The sequence below is a fragment of the bacterium genome (genome assembly GCA_021372535.1).
Lineage (GTDB): Bacteria > Latescibacterota > Latescibacteria > Latescibacterales > Latescibacteraceae > JAFGMP01.
In genome coordinates, this window is record JAJFUH010000158.1 from 1 (window position 1) to 21,185 (window position 21,185).

Annotated in this window: 14 protein-coding genes; 8 read left to right on the forward strand and 6 right to left on the reverse strand. The window is 43.2% G+C overall.

Annotated features, from left to right (window positions below):
• The 5 genes from LLG96_13930 to LLG96_13950 form a co-directional block, all read left to right on the forward strand.
• A partial coding sequence (locus LLG96_13930) for a dipeptide/oligopeptide/nickel ABC transporter ATP-binding protein (GenBank protein ID MCE5251310.1) occupies positions 1-779 on the forward strand: 779 nt, incomplete at its 5' end.
• Between the two features lie 74 nt (positions 780-853).
• Positions 854-1,360, forward strand: coding sequence for a hypothetical protein (locus tag LLG96_13935; protein ID MCE5251311.1), 507 nt, complete (start codon positions 854-856; stop codon positions 1,358-1,360).
• Positions 1,361-1,473: 113 nt separating this feature from the next.
• Complete coding sequence (locus LLG96_13940) at positions 1,474-1,965, forward strand: hypothetical protein (GenBank protein MCE5251312.1); 492 nt, start codon at positions 1,474-1,476, stop codon at positions 1,963-1,965.
• Between the two features lie 61 nt (positions 1,966-2,026).
• Positions 2,027-2,329, forward strand: coding sequence for an FHA domain-containing protein (locus LLG96_13945; GenBank protein ID MCE5251313.1), 303 nt, complete (start codon positions 2,027-2,029; stop codon positions 2,327-2,329).
• A 117-nt stretch (positions 2,330-2,446) separates the two neighbouring features.
• Positions 2,447-3,445 carry an FHA domain-containing protein gene (locus tag LLG96_13950; protein ID MCE5251314.1) on the forward strand — a complete coding sequence of 333 codons (999 nt, stop codon included), beginning with the start codon at positions 2,447-2,449 and terminating at the stop codon, positions 3,443-3,445.
• Positions 3,446-3,567: 122 nt separating this feature from the next.
• On the opposite strand, the gene LLG96_13955 is transcribed toward LLG96_13950, so the two are convergent.
• The 3 genes from LLG96_13955 to LLG96_13965 form a co-directional block, all read right to left on the reverse strand.
• Positions 3,568-4,476, reverse strand: coding sequence for a DUF4384 domain-containing protein (locus LLG96_13955; GenBank protein MCE5251315.1), 909 nt, complete (start codon positions 4,474-4,476; stop codon positions 3,568-3,570).
• Positions 4,477-4,925: 449 nt separating this feature from the next.
• The gene (locus LLG96_13960) at positions 4,926-5,714 is read right to left on the reverse strand and encodes an LPP20 family lipoprotein (GenBank protein MCE5251316.1); all 789 of its coding nucleotides are present in this window, start codon (positions 5,712-5,714) and stop codon (positions 4,926-4,928) included.
• Positions 5,714-6,268 carry a hypothetical protein gene (locus LLG96_13965; protein ID MCE5251317.1) on the reverse strand — a complete coding sequence of 185 codons (555 nt, stop codon included), beginning with the start codon at positions 6,266-6,268 and terminating at the stop codon, positions 5,714-5,716. Before LLG96_13965 ends, LLG96_13960 begins: the two co-directional genes overlap by 1 nt.
• Before the next feature lie 795 nt (positions 6,269-7,063).
• Here LLG96_13965 and LLG96_13970 point away from each other — a divergent pair.
• The 3 genes from LLG96_13970 to LLG96_13980 are packed head-to-tail and all read left to right on the forward strand — an operon-like array spanning position 7,064 to position 16,090.
• Positions 7,064-8,500: a PEGA domain-containing protein gene (locus tag LLG96_13970; GenBank protein MCE5251318.1), complete on the forward strand. Its 1,437-nt coding sequence runs from the start codon at positions 7,064-7,066 to the stop codon at positions 8,498-8,500.
• A 43-nt stretch (positions 8,501-8,543) separates the two neighbouring features.
• Positions 8,544-9,293, forward strand: a complete 750-nt coding sequence (locus LLG96_13975; protein ID MCE5251319.1) for a hypothetical protein — start codon at positions 8,544-8,546, stop codon at positions 9,291-9,293.
• A complete protein-coding gene (locus LLG96_13980) occupies positions 9,290-16,090 on the forward strand; it encodes a choice-of-anchor D domain-containing protein (GenBank protein ID MCE5251320.1) in 6,801 nt (2,266 codons plus the stop codon). The genes LLG96_13975 and LLG96_13980 overlap by 4 nt, the downstream gene beginning before the upstream one ends.
• Positions 16,091-16,200: 110 nt before the next feature.
• Here LLG96_13980 and LLG96_13985 read toward each other — a convergent pair whose 3' ends face one another.
• The 3 genes from LLG96_13985 to LLG96_13995 form a co-directional block, all read right to left on the reverse strand.
• Positions 16,201-16,773, reverse strand: coding sequence for a Crp/Fnr family transcriptional regulator (locus LLG96_13985; protein ID MCE5251321.1), 573 nt, complete (start codon positions 16,771-16,773; stop codon positions 16,201-16,203).
• Positions 16,774-16,831: 58 nt separating this feature from the next.
• Positions 16,832-19,006, reverse strand: coding sequence for an adenylate/guanylate cyclase domain-containing protein (locus LLG96_13990; GenBank protein ID MCE5251322.1), 2,175 nt, complete (start codon positions 19,004-19,006; stop codon positions 16,832-16,834).
• Between the two features lie 691 nt (positions 19,007-19,697).
• A complete protein-coding gene (locus tag LLG96_13995) occupies positions 19,698-21,014 on the reverse strand; it encodes a glycoside hydrolase family 55 protein (GenBank protein MCE5251323.1) in 1,317 nt (438 codons plus the stop codon).
• Positions 21,015-21,185: the final 171 nt, after the last annotated feature.

A 21,185-nucleotide genomic window follows, 5' to 3' on the forward strand; every position in this document is an offset into this window, starting at 1 on the left:
ATGTCGTTAAAATATTTCGCCGATCCGGCATTAAATCCTTCCTGCAGACTGACACACCGGAGTCACAGGTTTTTCGGGCGGTTGACGATGTGTCATTGGGTATCGGGGAAGGCGAGGTCGTCGGACTTGTCGGAAGAACTGGATGCGGAAAATCTACGCTTGCAAGAATTGCCGTACGGTTGATCGCTCCTGACAGTGGAGCGGTATTGTACGGGGGTGAGTCTGTCCATGAGCTGAAAAACGAGAAGTTGAGGAATTTCAGGCACCGGATAAGAATGCTGTTTCAGGACCCTTCGGCATCGCTGAACCCGCATATGACTGTTTTCCGCATCGTCGAGGAGCCGATCAAACTCTACACTTCGCTGGCAAAAATGGAACGGCGGATAATGGTGAGCGAGCTTTTGAATGAGGTTAATCTGTACGGTTTTGAAAAAAAATATCCCCATGAGCTGAGCGGAGGGGAAAAAAGACGTGTTTCTCTTGCGCGCGGTCTCTCGATGGATCCGAAACTTGTAATAGCTGATGAGGTTTCTTCGGGACTGGATTCATCAACCAAACAGCAGATAATGAATATACTCTCCCGAAGAAACGAAGAGAACAGTATGGCGATTCTCCTTATTTCCCATGATCTCAGGCTTGTCCGTCAGTGGTGCCGTCGTATCGAAGTCATGGAAAGAGGTAAGATTGTTGAATCGCTTATGCCCGATCAAACATCGGGTAACAATGTTCATCATCCTTTTACACGTGAATTGCTGGATGCCATTCTTGAAATCGAATAGGAGCGTCGAACGTATACTGAACAATAAAGACAATAGTAATGTAATGATCCTGATAATATGGGGAGGAGCAGATTATGAGGCTGAAAAATTGCATGATGGCAGGCATCAGTATGGCATTTATTGGTATTTTATGCGTGGGGTGTGGTCCGAAGGGGCAAAATAACAATCCGCAGGCAAGCTCCGGGGTGAAATCGAATACTGTCGAATCGAGAGAGCAGCTTGTTGTAAACGGTGTCGTTGTATATGAGAATAACACGATTGTTCCGGACAGTCTCAAATGTACCGTAATGTATTTTGATTTCGCGACCAATAAAGACATTACCATACCGATAAAAAACGGTACCTTTTTGCTTACGAATCTGGTGGATGAAAAATATAAACTTGAGGCTGTATCCGGGGTTGGAGGCTTGCGGGGATCCTGCATTTTTACGATCAGGAACGGCCATCTTGTCGGGAGTAAAAGCACCGATGATTTTGTGCGGGTGATTCTGGGTAAAGAAAAAGTCGAAGAGGCGCCCGTGCCCCCGGGTTTTTTTGAGGGTGATATTATTCCCGCCAAGGGAATTATCCGTGACAACTGATAAAAAAGCCATGTCCGATTTTTAAGGATTGTGTGAGTCTCGTTGAATTATTCATGTAATGTATGTATTCGCTTGAATCGGGGTACAGAATGAAAAAGCATGAATTCATCATCATGGATTTACTCATTCTTACGATCGTTTCTGCGGTTATAGGGTGTTCCGGGCTTCATAAGGGTGGACAATCGCTTAAATCAACAGGCGGAACGGTGACTCAGGAAACGGGCGCCGTTCAACGGGCTTTTATTAACGGTGTTGTATTATTAGGTTCAAAGATGCCCGTTCCTGACAGTCTCGAATGTACCGTGTCGTATTTTGATTTTTTCACAAGTAAGGGAATTACCATTCCTGTCAAAGATGGGTTTTTTACCCTTAAAAATCTTGTTGATGAAAAATATGAACTGATAGCGGTCACAAAAATCGGTAATTTAAAAGGCTCGAGTTACGTTACGATTTCCAATGGCAGAGTTAAAGGCTGTAAAGATTCGTTGGATGTTACCAAAATTATCATGGGAATTCAGCGCCTTGAAGAAAATCCGATACCCCTGGATTCGTTTAATGATGACTTTCCGAATAATCCCTTCGGGGGAATGATGGTTGACAATTAATAAAAAACAGCTCATATAATATCATTAATATTGATGTTATCTTAATATATCGGAAATCCTGATGATACCTACACTTGCCATTGTTCGGGGACCTTATAAAGGTTCCTTGAAAAAAATACGGAGGAATTCCTTTTCCATCGGCCGTGCAGATAATAATGATTTTGTGATTAAGGATATTCATGTGTCACGGTCTCATTGTGTCATCAAACTCCTGAGGGATGGTTCCTGTATGCTGGTTGATCAGAGCACAAGCGGGACAGTTGTCAACGGCCGGGAAATTAATCATGAAAAGGTGATTCTGGAAAATGAGTCAACCATTGGTATTGGCCCTGTACTGCTGTCATTCACTTTGGAGCCTGAATAAACGGTTGTTGAATCGCAGAAAAATAGACGGAGTAGAGAAATATATAATATTAATATAAATATTATCTTATGACACTTGACAAATATTCGCTCATCCATAAAAGGGTAGAGAATAAAGATGTATCTTGATGTGCAGCTCAGGACGGAATTAATCAGAAGTTATGATCTCGGTCAGATACAAGGGATAATCGGAAGCTATAAAAACGCCTCGGTCATTCTGGACGATGATGAAATATATCCGAAGCATGCCATTCTGTCGCAGGAATCCGGAAATGTGATAATTACTCCTGTTTCGAGAAAAACGGAAGTATATGTAAATGCCAGACCCATTCACGATTCATATATACTCCGTGAAAACGATATTATCAATATCGGCCTGTTTTCTCTGATTGTTCAGCCGGCAAAGCCATCAAGACATATATCACCGGTTCATAAACTAAAACCTCCCGTTTCCGAATCTGCTCTGAGAACCGCTGAACCCGAATCAGAGGAGATTCCGATAACATATTCAAAAGCGGAGCAACTTCTTTCATCCAAGAGTAAAAGTCCGGAACCTTATAAACACCCTGCGGAAGCTTCCATTGAACCTTTAAAAGCTCCCGATGTTACCGTTGAAACGGAAAAAATTGTTGAATATCAGCCGTTGACCCTCACGGAAAAGGACAAAGATAAAATATCGGGATTCTCTATCTTTGGCCGCCGTATATTGTCCAGAACGATTATAATCCTGAGTACTCTGATTGTAACGGTGGTTATTATCCTGTTTTTTGTCGGTAAATCCCGGTGGTTCGGTCCCGGTGATTCTTCCGGGGATATAAGCAAGATCAGGATTCTTGTCGAAAAAGGCGATTATGAGACTGCGGAAAAAATGTTGACAAACATTCCGGGCAAAGAAGGGCAGGAGCTTCTCAAGACTGTTAAAATGAATATCCGGGTTGAGCGTGCCATTGAAAATTCTCAAAAAGCTTTACAATCCGATTCCTTGGCAGCACTTGATGAATCGATAAATGAATTGAGCGGCGTTATCAATGAATTGCGTGTTACCGGAATTGATCCTCTCGGTCAGAAAAAATTGCGTAATCTCATGACCGAACTGGAAAAAAAGAAAACAAAGTGAATCGCGTACCATGATCACCCGGTCTATTCATATGATTCGATAGAATGCGGATATCGTCAGAACTTGAGGATTTGGAAGGTTTTATTATTAAGGATGAACCGGGGGTGTGTTTTAAACGACCGTCAATGTGAATTATTCTGTTCAATGATAAGAGTTTTTGCAGTTTCTGTCCATTGTTCACAGGGCGTGTTTACGAGTATTTTCCCGATGGTATATCCTGCCGCGGCCGGTGTCGGATAAAAACTGAATATTGCCTCTTTAGACCATCCCTCAGCAAAATTCACCTTATTTTTCGTTGCCACCACCTGAATCAGTTCAGATGAACGGTTCTGTTTTTCGTCGAGCATGGCTTTAAAAACAATCCCGCTGTCTGCTGAAGGGATTGTCGTTACTGTATTTGCAAAAATAAAGTTATCACTGTCGTAGTCGTTGGGAAACAGCATATGGACTTTATTATCATAGCCATGAACATTGAAAATCGTGATATAACAGTCCTGGGTTGATTGAATCACGAATTTCATGGTTTCACCTGCTTTATATAGGGCTTTGTCCATGTCCAGCGTGACTGCGAACATGGGATCATGTTCGCCTTCCTGCTCCACCTTGCACCGCACGGTTACCCGGTATATATTCACGGGAAGACCACGAGAGTCTTTCATGTCAGTACTAATAATTTCTATCACCGGATCGCCATCTTCGTCGACGATTTTCCCACGGGATTTTATGTTCGTATACTTATCGAAAAGAACACGCTGCTCGTTCTGGTCGATTGTCGTATCAGATACCAGTATAATACCGGCTTCGAAAGCGACAGCTTTCATACGGGCTTCGTTGGTTGCTTTGTTAATCGCTTCTTCCCGGGAGAGATTAAGCTCCGCACACTCGGCACATGCAACTATCCATTCGCCATCGCGCCAGACATCGCCTTTCTTGACGATTTCGGATGTGTCCTGGGAAACGGATTTTTCAGGTTCCTGTTTTGGGAGGGAATCTTTATCGGATGTGGTTTCCACGGGGCGGGGTTCAACCATTTTTTGAGTATTACGGCCTGCATCGGATCGAATACTTTCTATTACCGATCTGTCAAGGGTCTTTTTATGAAACATGCAGGAAATGTGGGAGAAGGAACAGGCAATTAAAACGAGTATCAAAGTATTGAGGTGGCGGGACAGCCGCATTTTCACAAACCCTGGTGAGGAATCCGTGAATCTCTTGCTGCCGGAGGAACGCAGAACGGGATTTCGCGCTGATCCCTGAAAGGATAAATCCTCACATACGGGATTTTTCACAAGGTTTTTATCGGAACCCGTAAATATCATTTATTCTTTTCCTTGTTTTTTTCGGATTCCTTGCGTACGCGTTCAATCTCTTTGTATTTGTCTTTTGAACCGCATCCGGGAACAGTTATTGTAATGGCAGAAAGGCCTGATATGAGCACCCGAAATAATGTTCGTCGAATCATATATTTACCTCTAAAATCCTATTGTTCTTTTTTAATGGATGTTCTCACAAGTACATAAACTGTTCCCGTATTATTATTCTCCCAGAAGTCATAGAGTTCTGTTCTGGTAAGAATTTCACTGGTTTTGAAAACAGCATCACCGGTGATGGTTACTCCGTCGCCGTTTTCGATAAATTCTTTTTCCGAGTTGACTTGGACACCCATAACCTGTGCTATCGATCGACGGGCATTCTGTTCCGCTTCTCTGAGGGCACGAAGCGGATTAAACCAGGGTTGAGAGAAACCAAGCGCATATATATATCCGTTTTCCACGGGTAATGTTTCTATCCACTGGGGTTTTACCGTCTTAAGGGCGCTGGGGAATTTCCCGCCTGTTAGCGATCGGAAAGAAGGGTGGCTGATACCCATCGCTACCGATTTGATCCCGTTTTTGTTCTCACGGATGTCCAGAATACGTACCGAGGCGGAAATCCCCAGTATTCCTTCGGTATTTATCAACGATTCATCAGTCTTTCTGGAGATACGCGGACCCCGGAAAGATCCCTGCGAAAATAATGTCGAATCGTTCAGTTCTATCCCCAGATACAGTGCAAGGCGCATTATACCGTTTTCGATGGCCCAGGTCGTTGACAGTGTTGAATCGTAGGTAGCAAGCGATAGACCGATTACAACTACCTCATCGGAACGCGGCGAGATGGTATCAATTATCGCCGCGTCCATGATTTTTGAGGTATGTGGTTTATTTCCGCATGTCCCGGCCACCAGTATCGTGAAGAACAAGGTAAATATGCATACAGCATTTTTCATTATTTATTGAGTTCTTGTATGCGCTTGTCGATTTCGGCATCGAGCTTCTTTTGTGCCTCTTCGTGCTGAATCTGAACTTTGAGCGCTTCACGTCTCACCTGGTCGGGGATTTTTGTCTTCATATCCTTGTAAAACTCTTCTTTGGGCATGATAATCGTAGCCCGTACCGAACCATCTTTACGGTATCCGATTTCTTTCGGTGTTGCTCCGCGGAGAAAATTCTGTGTTACTATCTTGGCAACACGCATGAAATCCTGCTCGCTCAGGGCTACCTGCGCATCTTTCGAGCTTGCCGTTGTACCGCGCATGTATGTTTCGGATAGCGATTTTACTTCGGTTTCGATCTGTTGCGATATATCGATCAATGCATTGGCTTTCGCCTGTTCTATGGCGATATTTTCATCGAGATTCTTGGCGGAATATCCGATTCCTACATATGCGTCAGGATACTTTTCCAATACTACAACACGTTCTTCAACACCCGGTTTTGCCCCGCATGACCACATGTAAACCGAAAGAGCAAGAACCATACTCACAAGAACCAGTCGTTTCATGGTGAACCTCCTCCTTGTCTGGATTTATATTATTTATGCTCACGACAACACATTGAATTTACGCTGCTTCATGGTGCCTGTCTTTCCGGCAGATTCCTTTCACAAGAAACAATCGTACGTTTACGTCAAACGGCAGTAAGTAGTTCTTTAATGTTCGCCTCCTCTGATTGCATGGCATTATTACATGTATTATTGATAATACTATACTAATATTGATGAAATATATCAACTGAGTATTTCACGCGCAATAACCATGTATCCGAATAATAAAATAGTATATAATGATAGTATCATGCTTATGAAAAACATATTCATAAAATTATAAATTGCCATATACCAGTATAAGATTCTGATTTGCAACCCTTTAATAGAACCTGGTCAGCATTTCTTGTGGCAATCTGATTGTTCATTATTTTTTCTGAAAATGATCAATTATGACAGTATTTAACCTATAACGGCACATAAAAGCAAGGGAAAAAGTAGTAAAAATTGCATATACTACTCAAAAAACTTATTTTTTGCAGGAAAATAGTATATATATTAAAAAATATTCTGTTTTTTTATTGGTTCAATAAAGTTTTATATTATTAATAAGCAAATGACTTCCTTTTTCCCCACTTAATAAAGTTATACATCATTCGTTATGTTGTGATGTGAATCACAGATATGATATGCTTTTTATAGATATCGTTGTTACAGCGTCTTTTTACCGGCGGATGTGTGATTGCACCGAATGCCCGGTGACCGCATAAAGGGCATGTATGGATATATCGGCGCGTATTAAGGAATGATACTATGAGAATAAAAAAACTATACAGCGTTTTTGCAGCCTCTGTCTTTTTCCTTTCTATAGTAGTATCTGTTCCGTGCGAAGAGTTGAACAATGTGGAAGTCATCATTGACAGATCCGGCGCGGGTTATGATGTCTATTACAATCTGGTTGACAGTGATGAAAAGGCCTTATTTGAAGTAACTGTGAGGATTACAGAAAATCAGGGACAAACCTATATATTTCCTAAGGCACTGATGGGCGATATCGGTTTTGGGATTTCGCCCGGTGAGAGAAGACATTTTCACTGGGATGCCAAAGCGGATATTACATCACCCCTGAGTGCGGGGGCAGTATTTGAATTAGTTCCAAGACGCCTGACCGGTGATGAGCTCGGTAGTCTCACTGTACGGGGTCTTCCATCTGATGCGGAGGTGTATCTAGACAATAAACCACTGGGACTGGCGCCCGTTCGTGAATTAGTATTGCCGGTGGGAAACCATTTGCTGAGGGTAAAAAAAGAAGAGTATGAGGATTTCGTAGAAAATATTGTTATTGAAAAAAAGACAGTAAAAGATCAGATATATTCACTGGTGCCTACATTCGGATACATTACGATAACCGGTATGCCTGATGGCGCTGAGGTATTGCTGAATGGGGAAAAAATCGGAGAAACACCGATTGACAGAAAACGTCAAAAACGTGGTTATTATGATGTAACAATTAAAAAAATTGGATATGTGGATTATTCAACGAATATCGAGGTTGTAACCGGACAAACATCTGGAGTTCAATTCGAACTGGAAATAATAAAAACCGGCCAGGTCACTTTTAAGGGTGATCCTGATGGTGCAGAGGTTTTCGTGGATGGGCAAAGGATAGGTGAGACCCCTATTATCGACAGAGAGATGGGGAGCGGAAGCTATACTATGACAGTCAGGAAAAAAGGATATAAAACATATGTTGCCCCCTTCAAGGTGGAACGGGCTCAAAAAAATGAATCTTCGTATAAGCTTGAAATAAAATTGAAAAAAGAGGCGTTCAACAAAAGTCTTATACTCCCCGGGAGCGGCCAGAGATATCTCGAAGACTCAACAAAAGGGAATGTCATGACAGTTCTCCAGTTCGCCGCTATCGGAGGGGCTGTTCTGTCATACCTCAACGCTTCCAAAGCGGTAAACGACTATAATGATGCAAAAAAAATCTATGAAAGTACCAAGCCTCCGCAAACGAATATTGATGTTGAGAGAGAAAACATGAAGACTAAACACGATACAGCAAAATCAGCTTCTTCCATGGTGTATGGAACATACGTTGCTGTCATCGGAGTATATCTATGGAATGTAATCGATATTGCGCTTGTGAAACAGATGAATAATACGAATCCACATGTTCAATCGTTCGATATAAAACCGTATTCTGACCACGAAATATCCGGAATTTCAGTAAGTATGAGGTTTTAGAGTGAATAGCAAATCATGTAAATTCTTGATGCTGAGTGTGCTTATGGGTATCATAACCTTTCTTGCGGTTTGTTCTCCTGCACCCACAGAATTGGAATATAATAATCCTGAAGATGAAAAATCATCAAAATATACTCCGCCTAAAATTATTACAATAACAAATCTTGATGATGGTGATGTGATAACGTCGAGGAATCTTAAAATTTCCTGGTTATGGAATGAAATTACGACCAAATGTCAGTATAGAATCGACAATAACACGTGGAATGATTGTGACACTACGTTCGTATACATTGAAGATATCGAAGAAGGCGCCCACACGTTTACTATTATGCCGGAGAATGAGTTTCATGTTGGCGAAAAAGATACTACAAATTTTGTTATCGAAACCATAAAAGGGCCCGGAATTACTTTTTCTCCACGGAAGGTTACCGGTTTGAAAGATGTTTCTGTGTATCTTTATGATGTTACGAACCTCATGGGAGCGCATATAGAAATCATCGCAACCCAGTCGTGCGCAGATATTGACACATTAATAGTTAGCAATAGTCCGGATTCATCATTGGTTATTTTATCCAAGTTAGCAGACAGTAACCGGCTTGTCATCGACTTTGCCTGTCTTATTACAAAAAAAGGGATTTCAGGAAACCTGCTCCTTGGTTCTTTTACCGTTAATCAGAATAATACCGGGGAAATCACCGTTGATCGGGAAAAAACGAAGTTCAGAGACATTAATAACAGTGCCATCAATATAAACAGTGAGGGGCTGGATTTCGTGAGGGTATATAAATGAGGCGCGATTTCGGACATTATTTTAACCATGTCTGTCTGTATTTCCTGGGTATGCTTCTGTTATCCGCCGCGCCGTCTTTTTCTTTGGGAGTGGATGTTCTCAAAGGAATCGAAATACATGACACCAACCGTAACGGGAAGATCGACAGGGCAGTCATATGGTTCGATACCGAGGTCGATTCAAGTACGGTCATGATAACCAGCAAAGATACTTTTGCCGTTTCGGGATACAGTGTTTATTCAATCGGTATCAATCTTGATAATAACGGTGATGGAATTTGTGATGGTTACAAAGCTTTGAGTGTTTTCTTTTATGAGGGCCAGGAATACGATACCGGCGTAAAACCGAATGTCACCTATTACGGAAACACACTCAAATATAAAACGGGTGCAACCGTATCACAGATTTCTGATGTCTCTGCGGTTGAAGTCGACAAGGCTGCCCCGATTATTCTTCGCGGCACAACAAAAGACATCGACAATAACGGTCTGTTCGATGAATGGTGGCTTCTTTTCTCCGAGCCGGTTCATGATGCTGTAGTGGATGGTTTCTGGATGATCGAGGACGCGTATGCATTCCAAACAAACAGTCATTATACTGATGGCAACTTCCTGATATTGCGGGTGATTGAAAAAGAACTTCCTTACGGAACCGTCCCCCGGCTCAGTTATGCGTCGGTTTCATCCGGACAGTCTAGCGTGCCGCCGTCTTCCGGAAATCACGGGAAGGGAGCGATCAGAGATTATGCGGCCAATGGGGTTGGCGCTCCGGCGCCGAATTATTTTTTCATCAATGCTCAGAACAGCGGGTATGAAGAAGTTCCTCCGGATTCGCTTCATAATGAAAAAATACGGCTCATTGCACCCAACTGGGGTGAGAAATGGCACGCAGGCGGGACGTATAATATTTCATGGATTTCCCATGATATAGTCAACCTTAAAATCGAGTATTCGATTGACGGCTGCGATAGTTTGGCTGAATGGAAGCTTATTAAATCCCCTGTCAACGCTTCCCTCGGAAAATATTCGTGGCTGGTTCCCGAAACACCCTCGACAAATTGCTATGTGAGACTCACTGATACTGTTTATCCCTCGGAGTATAAACAAAGTTATGCTCCTTTCGTTATCAGCTATCCCGATATTTATGTTCATCCCAATCCTCTTGTTTTCACTGATACACCGCTTGGTACATCACAATCGCAGTGGTTGACCATTGATAATCCCGGCTCCGATTCCCTCTATGTCAGCAGTATTACCAGCAGTTTGCCTGATTTTACGGTCTCGCCGTCCAGCGTCGCTATCGATGATGGTAAAAGTGTGAATGTCGCGGTTACATTCAGACCTTCTCAACCGGGAGATCGCTCGGGAACTTTTTCTATCTACAATTCGGTTACCTCAAAATCACCTTATATGGTTAATGTCAGGGGCAAAAGTATTGATCCTGTACCTTCCGTTTCGCCCGATTCTCTTAACTTCGGAGATATACGGATAGGCGCGAGCGCAGATACGGTGATGGTCATACGGAATGAGGGAACCGGCGATCTCGTGGTGGAGAGAATCAGTTCGGACCTTCCATATCTATCATTCAATCCGACAGAGGCAACCATACCTGAGGGTGGTCATCAGGATGTAATTGTTACATTCACTCCAAACCAGGAACGTACTTACACCGGTACGATAACAATACAGAGCATAGCCCGGACTGATAGTCTACTGCTGGTACCGGTTCTTGGCCGTGGAGTAACACCGGAAATTGATACTGTGCCAACAAGGGGAAACCGGGTAAATATTGGGAATGTAATTGTCGGGGAAAGCGGTATCGGGTACTTTACCGTTTCCAATCTCGGAACCTATAAACTGACTGTAAATAATATTGTGAGTGATAATCAGGTATTTACACTTGATAAAACCTCATTTTTCATACCGCCTCATGATTCGAGCAGAGTTACGGTAATGTTTAGTCCGGTGTCGGCGGGATATAAGCATGCGAATATCACCGTCTTCAGCGATGACGATAACGAACCATCCGTTACTGTCGAATTTGAAGCTACAGGAGTAGTGGTTGATATAAGTTTGGAACCATCACCGTTAGATATGGGCACAATTAATTATGGCGTTGTCAGTTCGATGGCTTTTAAGATAATGAATAAGGGCAGCAATGACATTCAAGTGAAAAGTATTACAAGCAACAATGCAGCATTCACAAGTGATAGAACCTCACCTTTTACAATACCGAAAAGTGACAGCGCTCTTGTGACGGTAACCATCAAACCGGTTGCCGTGGGTCCTGATTCGGCACAGCTTTCAATCGAGACAGAATATGGAAAACTGATAGAAGGTGTTTATGCTGTCATAGTGGGTTCCGATATTGTCATTTCGCCGCTGCCGCTCGATTTTGGTGAAGTTGAAATTGGGGACAGTGTCATGGTTTATTTACCGGTTAAGAACATCGGAACTGCCGATTTGATCGTAAGCAGTATGACCGGTGGTAAAGAAATAACATGTAATCCGAAAACATTGTCCGTTCCGCCTGATTCGACCGGTATGGCAGCCGTTACCTTCACCCCGACAACAATAGGTTCTCAACCCGGTACATTGACTGTTACATGTAATGACCCTGAGACACCCAAAGTCAATATAACGCTCATTGGACTCGGAGTGTCTCCCAAGGTTACGGTTGAACCGGTCTCCCTTGATTATAACGAAATTGAGGTGGGCGATACCGGTAAAAAAATCATTACCCTGAACAATAACGGGAAAGTCAATCCCGTTACCAGCACGATAACGAGCAGCAATCCAGCTTTTATCGTATCACCTTCATCTGTAAAAATCGGCTCAGGTTTAAGTACAACCGTGGAAATCGCTTTTACTCCGGTTGCGGCTGGTGAAAACCAGAGAGCAACAATTACGGTAACGAATAACGGATTGACAGCAGCGCCGCTGACTGTTTCCGCAAAAGGGAACGGAATACCGCCCATTGTTACCGCAAGTCCGGATTCAATCGATTTCGGTGAAGTCGAGATCGGCAATAATAAAACATTGAGTTATATCCTGACGAATGAAGGGAAAATCGATCCCGTCGTTATGACAATATCGAGCGGCAATCCTTCCTTTAGAGCGGTTCCTTCTGAAGTTTCCCTTGGTCGTAATGGTGGCAGTAAACCGGTTACGGTTATTTTTACACCAGCCGGAACCGGTGATGACAGCACCGTGATTACCAGCGAAAACAAAAACTTTACGGATCAGAAACTGACCGTCATAGCTAAGGGGAGGGGAGTTACTCCCGATATCACTGTTACCCCACTATCAATAAATTTCGGAGATGTGGCTGTCAATGACACCAGTTACAAATCTTTAACCATAAAGAATGATGGAACTGCAGAACTGGTAGTATACAGTATCGGCATAAAGGGCACGGACAGTAATTTGTTTAACAATGACATTGCCTCTGCAACGCTTGTTCCCGGTGACAGTGTGGTGGTTACTTTCATCTTCGTTCCCGGTCTGAACACAGGGTCAAAGAGTGTCACTATATCGGTCGAGAGCAACGATCTTGATGAGAAAGTTGTTGAAATTCCGGTGAGCGCCCGCTGTATCACCCCTGATATCAATCTGCCCCTTACAACATTCGATTTCGATGATGTGGAAGTCATTCGTGTAAGCCTGTCAACAACATTCAGTATTGAAAATAAAGGGGACGGGGATTTAATTATTAAAAATATTTCCAGTAATAATAATGATTTCACATGGGTTATTGCATCCTCAACGATAGCTGCCGGAGGCAGTGAGCCATTGAAAATCACATTTACTCCTTCCCGGAAAGACACCTCTTCGGCCGTGATCTCCATCGAATCAAACGATCCGGATGAAAAATTCACGTATATTCATGTCTCGGGGAACGGGATCACTCCGGAAATATCCGTTGACCCGGCTTCGTTGAATATCGGTGATGTGGAAGTTGTCCGTGGTATCGGAACCAAAACTTTTACCATTAAAAACATCGGTACTTCCACGCTTGCTGTCGACAACATAACCACTGATAACACCGCTTTCAAGGTAGATACCGAAAAAGTTACTCTTCTTCCGGGCGCAAGTAAAACGGTAACTGTTACATTTTCCCCCACGGTAAAAGGGGATCAACAGTGTTCGGTCACAATCGGAAGTAACGATCTCACTCATGATACGGTTTTAGTGCCGGTGCGGGGTAAGGGAACCAAACCTGATATTTTAATTGTTACTGCCTTATCTCCGCCTAAAATTGACATCGGCCAGATTAATAAAGGAGAAACCGGGACAGGGCACTTTTTTATTAAAAACAATGGTGATTCCGAACTGACGGTATACAGTGTTACAAGTAACGACTCCGTTTTTATTGTAGATAAAAATATTTTCTCCGGAAAAAACAGTATTTCGATTGTTCCCGGCGACAGCATAAGAGTTGATTTTACCTTTAGATCGGATCAGAGAGGTTCTAATACCGCGCTTATTACCGTTACCTGTAATGACCTCGATGAAGAGACTGTTACCATTGTTGTGAGCGCTCATGTTGTTGCGCCGATGATTGAAGTTACACCGGCGGCGATTGATTTCGGTAAAGTGCCGGTCAATACGACCGTATCGGACAGTCTGGTGATAAAAAATGTGGGTGACGCCGAGCTTGATATTTCCGGTATCGCTGTTGACGATCCCTTCTTTACACTGTCCCTTACCAGGGCTGTCCTCCCGTCGAAGAATGATAGCGTGGTTGTCTACGTTTCCTGCAGGCCGGCCCGTAGAGAAGAACATAACGCCTCCATCACCATTAATAGCAATGCCCTCGGCAGCGAAATAATCACAACCCCGGTGAAGTGTAAATCCATAGGACCTGTTCTCTCCCTATCGGATACTTCGATAACTTTTGATAAACCGGTTCTGGTGGGCAGTACTGATACAAGAAGTTTCTCTATTGCCAATACAGGAGATGATGATCTCCGGGTGACCAGCATACGATCTGACAAGCCCGATTTCATTGTGTCCTCGGAAGCAGTTTCACTTGCTCAGGGAAAAAGTGCGATAATAACGGTGACTTTTAAGCCGAGTGATATCGGAAAACAGGATGCCGTAATAACATTAACGAACAACACCAGTGATGCTTTTGTATCTGTCAGTGGTACCGGTTTTCGCTATTGCAGGGTTACGGAGCTCAAAGACTCCATGGGCGGAGTACATCAGTCGGATATCAAAATAGAATATAACGTTGAAGAAATGGATAACCTTCCGGTAGATTTAATCGTACGGTATGTTGTGAAAGGGGACACGTTAAATGCAACCATCAAAGAATCGTTGAAGGGTATTGTCAGCCCCTACAAAGGTTCTTTTACATGGGAAGGTGATAAGGACTTTGGGGGAAGTTTCGGATATGAGGGACCAATAACGCTCATTGTAACGCCGGATAATGGCGTTAGGGGGAAGCTCCTTTCACTGTCGTTATCCGTGAATTATAATAAATTACCGGTAACTGAGTTTGTTTCGCTGCCGGAAGCGGATTCCGGCATTATCGATTTGAGACTGAAAGTTTCGGACGTTGAGAATGACTCCGTCAAGGCAGTTTTTGAATATTACCTTGATGATGACTCCAACTCAATAAAACAGGCGACTGTTTCACGGTACTCTCTCGATGGAGGGAATACATTTAATAATTTATCCGGAAAGGAATTACTGATTTCTCAACCGAATAAAACCGGCAATATTATCATATCATGGGATACCATGAAAGATGTTGGTTATATATATAACAGACAGGCGCATTTCATTGTGAAATCCTCCGATAAACACGAGGGGAATCCGGCACTGTCCATGCCGTTCCTTGTCACGAATCTAGTTGGAGATTACAATCATAATCTCGCCATTGATCTGGGGGATTATGCATTATTTATTGCGGCATGGGGGCAAAATCAGAATTCTGTAATGGACATAGGCCCGATAAAGGACAGTAAAAATGGTCTGGGTCCGGTTAAAGACGCCAGCCCCGAGCTGATAATCGATCATGATAATACCATTGATTTTGAGGACCTTATGGTTTTTGCATGGATGTATCAATGGTATGTGGTCAATGTAAAAGATCAGACGGCGGCGAAGATGGTTTACCGCGGGGAACAGGCATGGGACGGGATATATATCGTTCAGGATCAACCGGGCGTATATTCGGTGATGTGTGACATGAATGTCGATACTTTTGGTATATTGCTCGACTGCGGGAAATGCAAGACTGACGGGATCACCATATCAGGCGGGCGGTATTGGAAAAACAATGAAAACAGTTTCATGATTTCGAGAACATTGAACGATGGCTCTCTTGAATGGGCAGCCGCACAATTTAAAACCGGCAGTGGTGATACCTATAACGGCCCGAATGAGCTTGCCGTGCTGAGACTCAGTGATAACGACAACAGTAAGAACACCATACTTGAGTACTGTATCCGTATTCCCGGGAGCAGTGAATCAAAAACAGGGAAGATTGCTCTGAGTGAAATTGTGTTATCAGAGAAGCCTGTTGATTATACGCTTTTCCAGAATTCTCCCAATCCGTTCAATCCTTCAACAACATTGAGTTATGAAATTCCCACTGAAACCCATGTGCGGCTGACAATATACAACATTACCGGACAGGTGGTGAAGGTTCTTATGGATGACAATGAAAAGGCGGGCAGATTTTCAGTGGTCTGGGAAGCTGGCGATATGCCGAGCGGAATTTATTTTTACACTCTGGAGGTTGGTAATACCTATACCGAGACACGGAAAATGCTGCTCATGAAATAATCCCGATCTGATCGTTGACGATTGTCGGTTTATTCAGGACTGTAAACCTGCTTCTCCGTATGATTCCGGTCGGCTGGTATTCACTAACCTCTTCTTTTAAAAAAATTCTATCAGCCAAACAATTTCGTGACCCGGGCAATAATCTCCGCATACACTTTCTCCGGACAGAACACTTTTAATTCTTCGATAATTGCCTGGTTGGTTCGCAGCTTGTGAGACAGGTATTTATTAATATTAATTGCCACAGTTTTCCCGATAACCGGATCCATATTGAAAACCTGAAACAGTAGGTCGCTGTTTATTTCGAGCAGCAGACAATCGCTGTCGGCAATAACGGTCGCCGACCGCTTTTCCCCCGAAAACACTCCCATCTCCCCAACAGTCCACAGAGGAGAAATCCGGGATAATTTGGACCCGTCCACAAAGGTTGCCTGTAAAAATCCAGATATTAATATAAAAACATGTTTTGATTCATCGCCCGCATTACAGAGAATTTCATCTTTGTTTATTTTTTTAATATGGCAGATTCTGAAAATCTTATACATCTGGTCGTTATTCAAGCCTTTGAACATGGGTATTTTTTTAATGATACCAATAATCTCGTTTGCATTCAAATTCGGCGGTGTCATCTCCGCTCCCTCGATGAGCAGCATGGTGGTTATATTTTCGACAGAATCAGACACGTCCCCGTAAAAGAAAGTAATATCAATCGACGCAAAATACAATACAATTAACGGACAATCATTTAATGGTAATATCGATCACCGTGTCCCAGTCCGCGGCTGGCGGAGATAATTTATAAGCACTGCAGCGTTTATGATATACTTTTGATGGACCATCATCCGGGACAATGGAAAGAATCTCATTGAAAAACGCTATCGCTTCATCCCAGTTTCTGTTTCTGTAACTGGAAATCCCGTTGGCAAAAAGAGTGATGATTCTTTCCGATTTTTCATTCAGATCGCCTTTTTCCCCGAGCAGTTCATAAATCCTTACCGGTTCTTTTTTACCCACAACTCTTACAATATCCAGCTCCCGGACTTCAATCGCATTTTTCGCCTGCTCGTAAGTGTTTTCCCCGATCATGATATAAGTACCGTACAGCTTGTTGAGTGATTCGAGACGTGATGCAAGATTTACGGGATCGCCGATAATGGAGTACTGTTTTCTTGAATATGATCCCATATTTCCGACCATGACCGGCCCGCTGTTGATACCCATTCTGGTGTACACATCGGGAATGGTGCTGTTATGCCATTTTGCGCGCAGTTCCCGGAGTTTTTTCTGCATTTCGATACAGGCGATACAGGCCAGTTCGGCATGATTATCAAAACGAATGGGAGCGCCGTAAAAAGCCATGATTGCATCACCCTCGAATCTGTCTACCGTTCCACGGTGATTCTGAATAATATCGGTCATATCTTCAAAGTATTCATTGACCAGCCTGACCAGTCTCTCGGGACCCAATGCCTCGGAGATAGTCGTAAACTTCTCAATATCTGAAAAATAAATGGTTATTTCCCGTCGTTCGCCATCTATCTGGTTGAGCATTTCGGGATTATCGATCAAATGGTCAACAACAGTGGGCGCAAGGTATTTGCCGAAGGCATCGTGTATGAATTTCTTTTCGTTCGATTCCATGATATACCCGGATACAATCAATCCGAAAAATACCGTTGATGCTGTCACGAGGAGTTTCGCCGGATATATCCATATATGTTTGGCAGACAACAGGAAAAATGATACAATCAGTTCTCCGGTTACGATGATGATGGTTGCGGCTATTATATACCGCAGCTGCCGTGACAGGCTGTTCACAAGAACAAGTATTATCGTGCTTACGATCATGAGTATGTAAAGCATCCAGTTCTGCATGCGGATGATATAGTTTCCCGAAAGCAGATTCTCAATCGCGGTGGCATGAATTTCAGTGCCGGGGTAGAGATTCATGTGGGTGAATGGAGTTGCTTTCAACTCGAATAATCCGGCGGCATTTGATCCGATCAGAACGATTTTATCGTCAAAAACGTCGGGAGATATAAGCGGTTTTTCGCCACGCTCCATCTGAATAGAGGAGGCAATGAGCGCATGGTATGAATAGTAGGTAAAAACTCCGTCTTCATTTTCTTTCCCTCGTCCTGTTCCGCCTTCTCCATACCAGTGAATCAGAAATTTTCCCTCCTCGTCGAACACTGTTGTTCTTCTGATGTTATTCCGGACATTCTTATTGAACATTTCTTTTGTCATGACACCTTTTGCAACCATATATGCAAGCGAATTGATATACCTGTCGTTGATTTTGTATACGAGAGGGTAGCTGCGGTGTATGCCATCGGAATCCGGTTCGATGTTGACAAGCCCGATGCTTTTCGCAGCGCCTGTTAGTTTTTCAATCGGGAATGAAACGGAATGGTAATTCTTCAGGTGAGAAAAACGGTTGAAAAGCCGGGGTTCATCCACAAAAAGATTGCTGTCGTATACGGTCTCGGTTTCCAGCATTCCCTGCGCCACTGCTGATAAATAAACCGATTTCGAGTTGTAGACTGAAACAGCAAATTCATCATCACATTCCTCGCCATATATATCCTGCTCGGAAAAAAGAACATCGAAAACGATAGCCCTCGGCTTTCCGTGGGACAGATAATTAACGAGCTGGCAGTGAAACGTTCTCGGCCATGGCCAGCCGACACCATTCTTTTCAAAAAAATCGATGCTTTGCTGATCGATACAGACAATTACGACATCATCGCAATGGTTTGTTTTCTGACGGTATATGTTGAAGAATAAATCGTATAATTTCCCATCCATGAAATTAAAAGAGCCTATACAGGTCAGCACAATAATCGAGCACAGAATACCTGTGCTGATCAGGATATACGTCAGATACTGCCGGTATTTACGGTTTTTCAATATCATGTCAATCAGATAGTGTTTTCTACTGTAAATAAAACCTTTAACGTATAAAAACATGTATGAGATACTTGATTATGATGACTGAAATCTGAAGTCCGATTCCTATGGTCAGTAATCTGAATCCCTTTCTTATCTTCTGATATCTGATCGCCTTCCAGTTTCTGAAGGATTCAGTTTCATTATATCCATTTTCATATTCTCTGCCTCGGAACTCCTGAAAAAACTGATGAATGATAATTAATGCGCCGGTCATCCATGCTATTATGAATAACAGATTGAATACCTGATAAACCATGGTTGTGAAATAGGTATACATCGTCGTTTATCCCGGCTTTATTGTAAATGTTCATAAAACTATTACCGCGGAAACACGGAGGACACGGAGAAAAACTCTTTCTATATTTTACGATTTATTTACATTCTTCGTTGTGCTTATCAATAGTCATGAGGATTATTCATTAAAATATTTTTACCACCAAGACACAAATAGACATAATAGATCATTTTACAATCTTTAGTAATCATTGATCGTTCACATCCCAGAAGATATAAAAAAACAAATCCGTCCAATCCGCGTAAATCCGTGTTCTATTATATTATTCGAATTCTTCCGGTTCTTTCTGTTCGACAGATACAGGAGAGTTCATTCCACCGTAAATATAGGTGATTGTTTACCAATAATGGTATAATAATATTATCGTTCACTGACATTTCCGAACGTCTGAACATCACCCCGTGACATGTTTTTTATGCCGAGTTTCCCATGTTCGACACTGTTTCCGATTATCGAAGCCGACCGGACCTTTTCGCCGAGATAAATATGCGCCTCCGGCGTATTGCCGAAATCCTTGAACAGACACGATGACATGAGCAGGGAACCATCGGTCATTTTTATGAACGGGATCGAGGGATTCCAGACGAATCCCGGTCTGAACCGTTCATCGTCCCACGCTGAGAAGTGGCAGGCATTGAGTATGACCGTGCCCTGGCCATTATTGACAATCACCGACCCTGTCCGTGACACACCCCAGAATCCGCAGTTCGTCAGTTTCACCGGTCCGGTGTTGCCGTTCTCGATTTCAATCCCCGACATGAATTGACAGTTTTCAAAAGCAATACCGGCATGTTCCTGTACTTTTTCGACTCTGACTCCCTGAAAACAGAGGTCCGCGCCGCTCTGGGTGATGAGAATGTTACCCTGTTCTGCAATACCGCGCTCCTGCCCTGGTTTCAGCTCCATTTCGATGAACCGGAATCCCACACGAGTGAAGATGACAAAACAGTTGGTCATGTACTCCCAGTCGCATTTTCCGATAATGAATCCTTCGAGATTTTTGAGCAGGTACTCCCACAGTTCACGATCCCGGCCTTTGTCATCGCCGTAGACCCAGCTGACCGGGTGGATGTGGACATTTTCGATCCTGCCGATATCGTACGATCTGTCGATATACACTCCTCTCCTGAGAGCCGACATGTCGATGTTTCGCAGGTGCTGACCACCGGCGGGATAAGTGCCGCAGTCGATACCGTTGTATGTGTTGGCGATTGCAAGATCGATCATGGAGCAGCGGAATCCTCTGCGTTGTATTGTCCACGGATAAGGATGTATGTCGCCGATTTTCTGCTCGGGATAATAGAGGGTGAGGCCTTTGACCACACTGTTCGGATTGAGGGTCAAAAACGGTGGCGAATCTTCATGGTCTCTTCCGGCATATATGAACAGCGCGCTCCCTTTTTGTATATCCGGCAGATGGGGGCCTTCCCATGTGCCTCTGAGTGTCACACCGTCCGGTATGGTCAGGACACCGTCGAAGCGATACTGTCTTGGAGGTACATATACAGTCATCCCCGTTTTTCCGGCCGCATCGAGAGCAGCCTGAAATGCCATCGTATTGTCGGCGCGTCCGTCCCCGATTGCGCCATAATCGAGGACATTGTACACCGTGTCCGACGCCCATGATGTTGTGCAGAATATAAATAAACAGGCAGTTGTAAAAAATATCCGTTTCATGGTTTCCCCTTTTTTAAAGGAATTTTTTATAGGGGGGAGATAACTCTGCTGAAAAAGGGTGTATGTACTCTGTAAGGTTACTATATCTCATAGTCTAAAACAAGAAATATCGATACATGGATACGATGAAAAAACACTAAAGAGACAGAGGGACAGAGGGACAGAGGGACA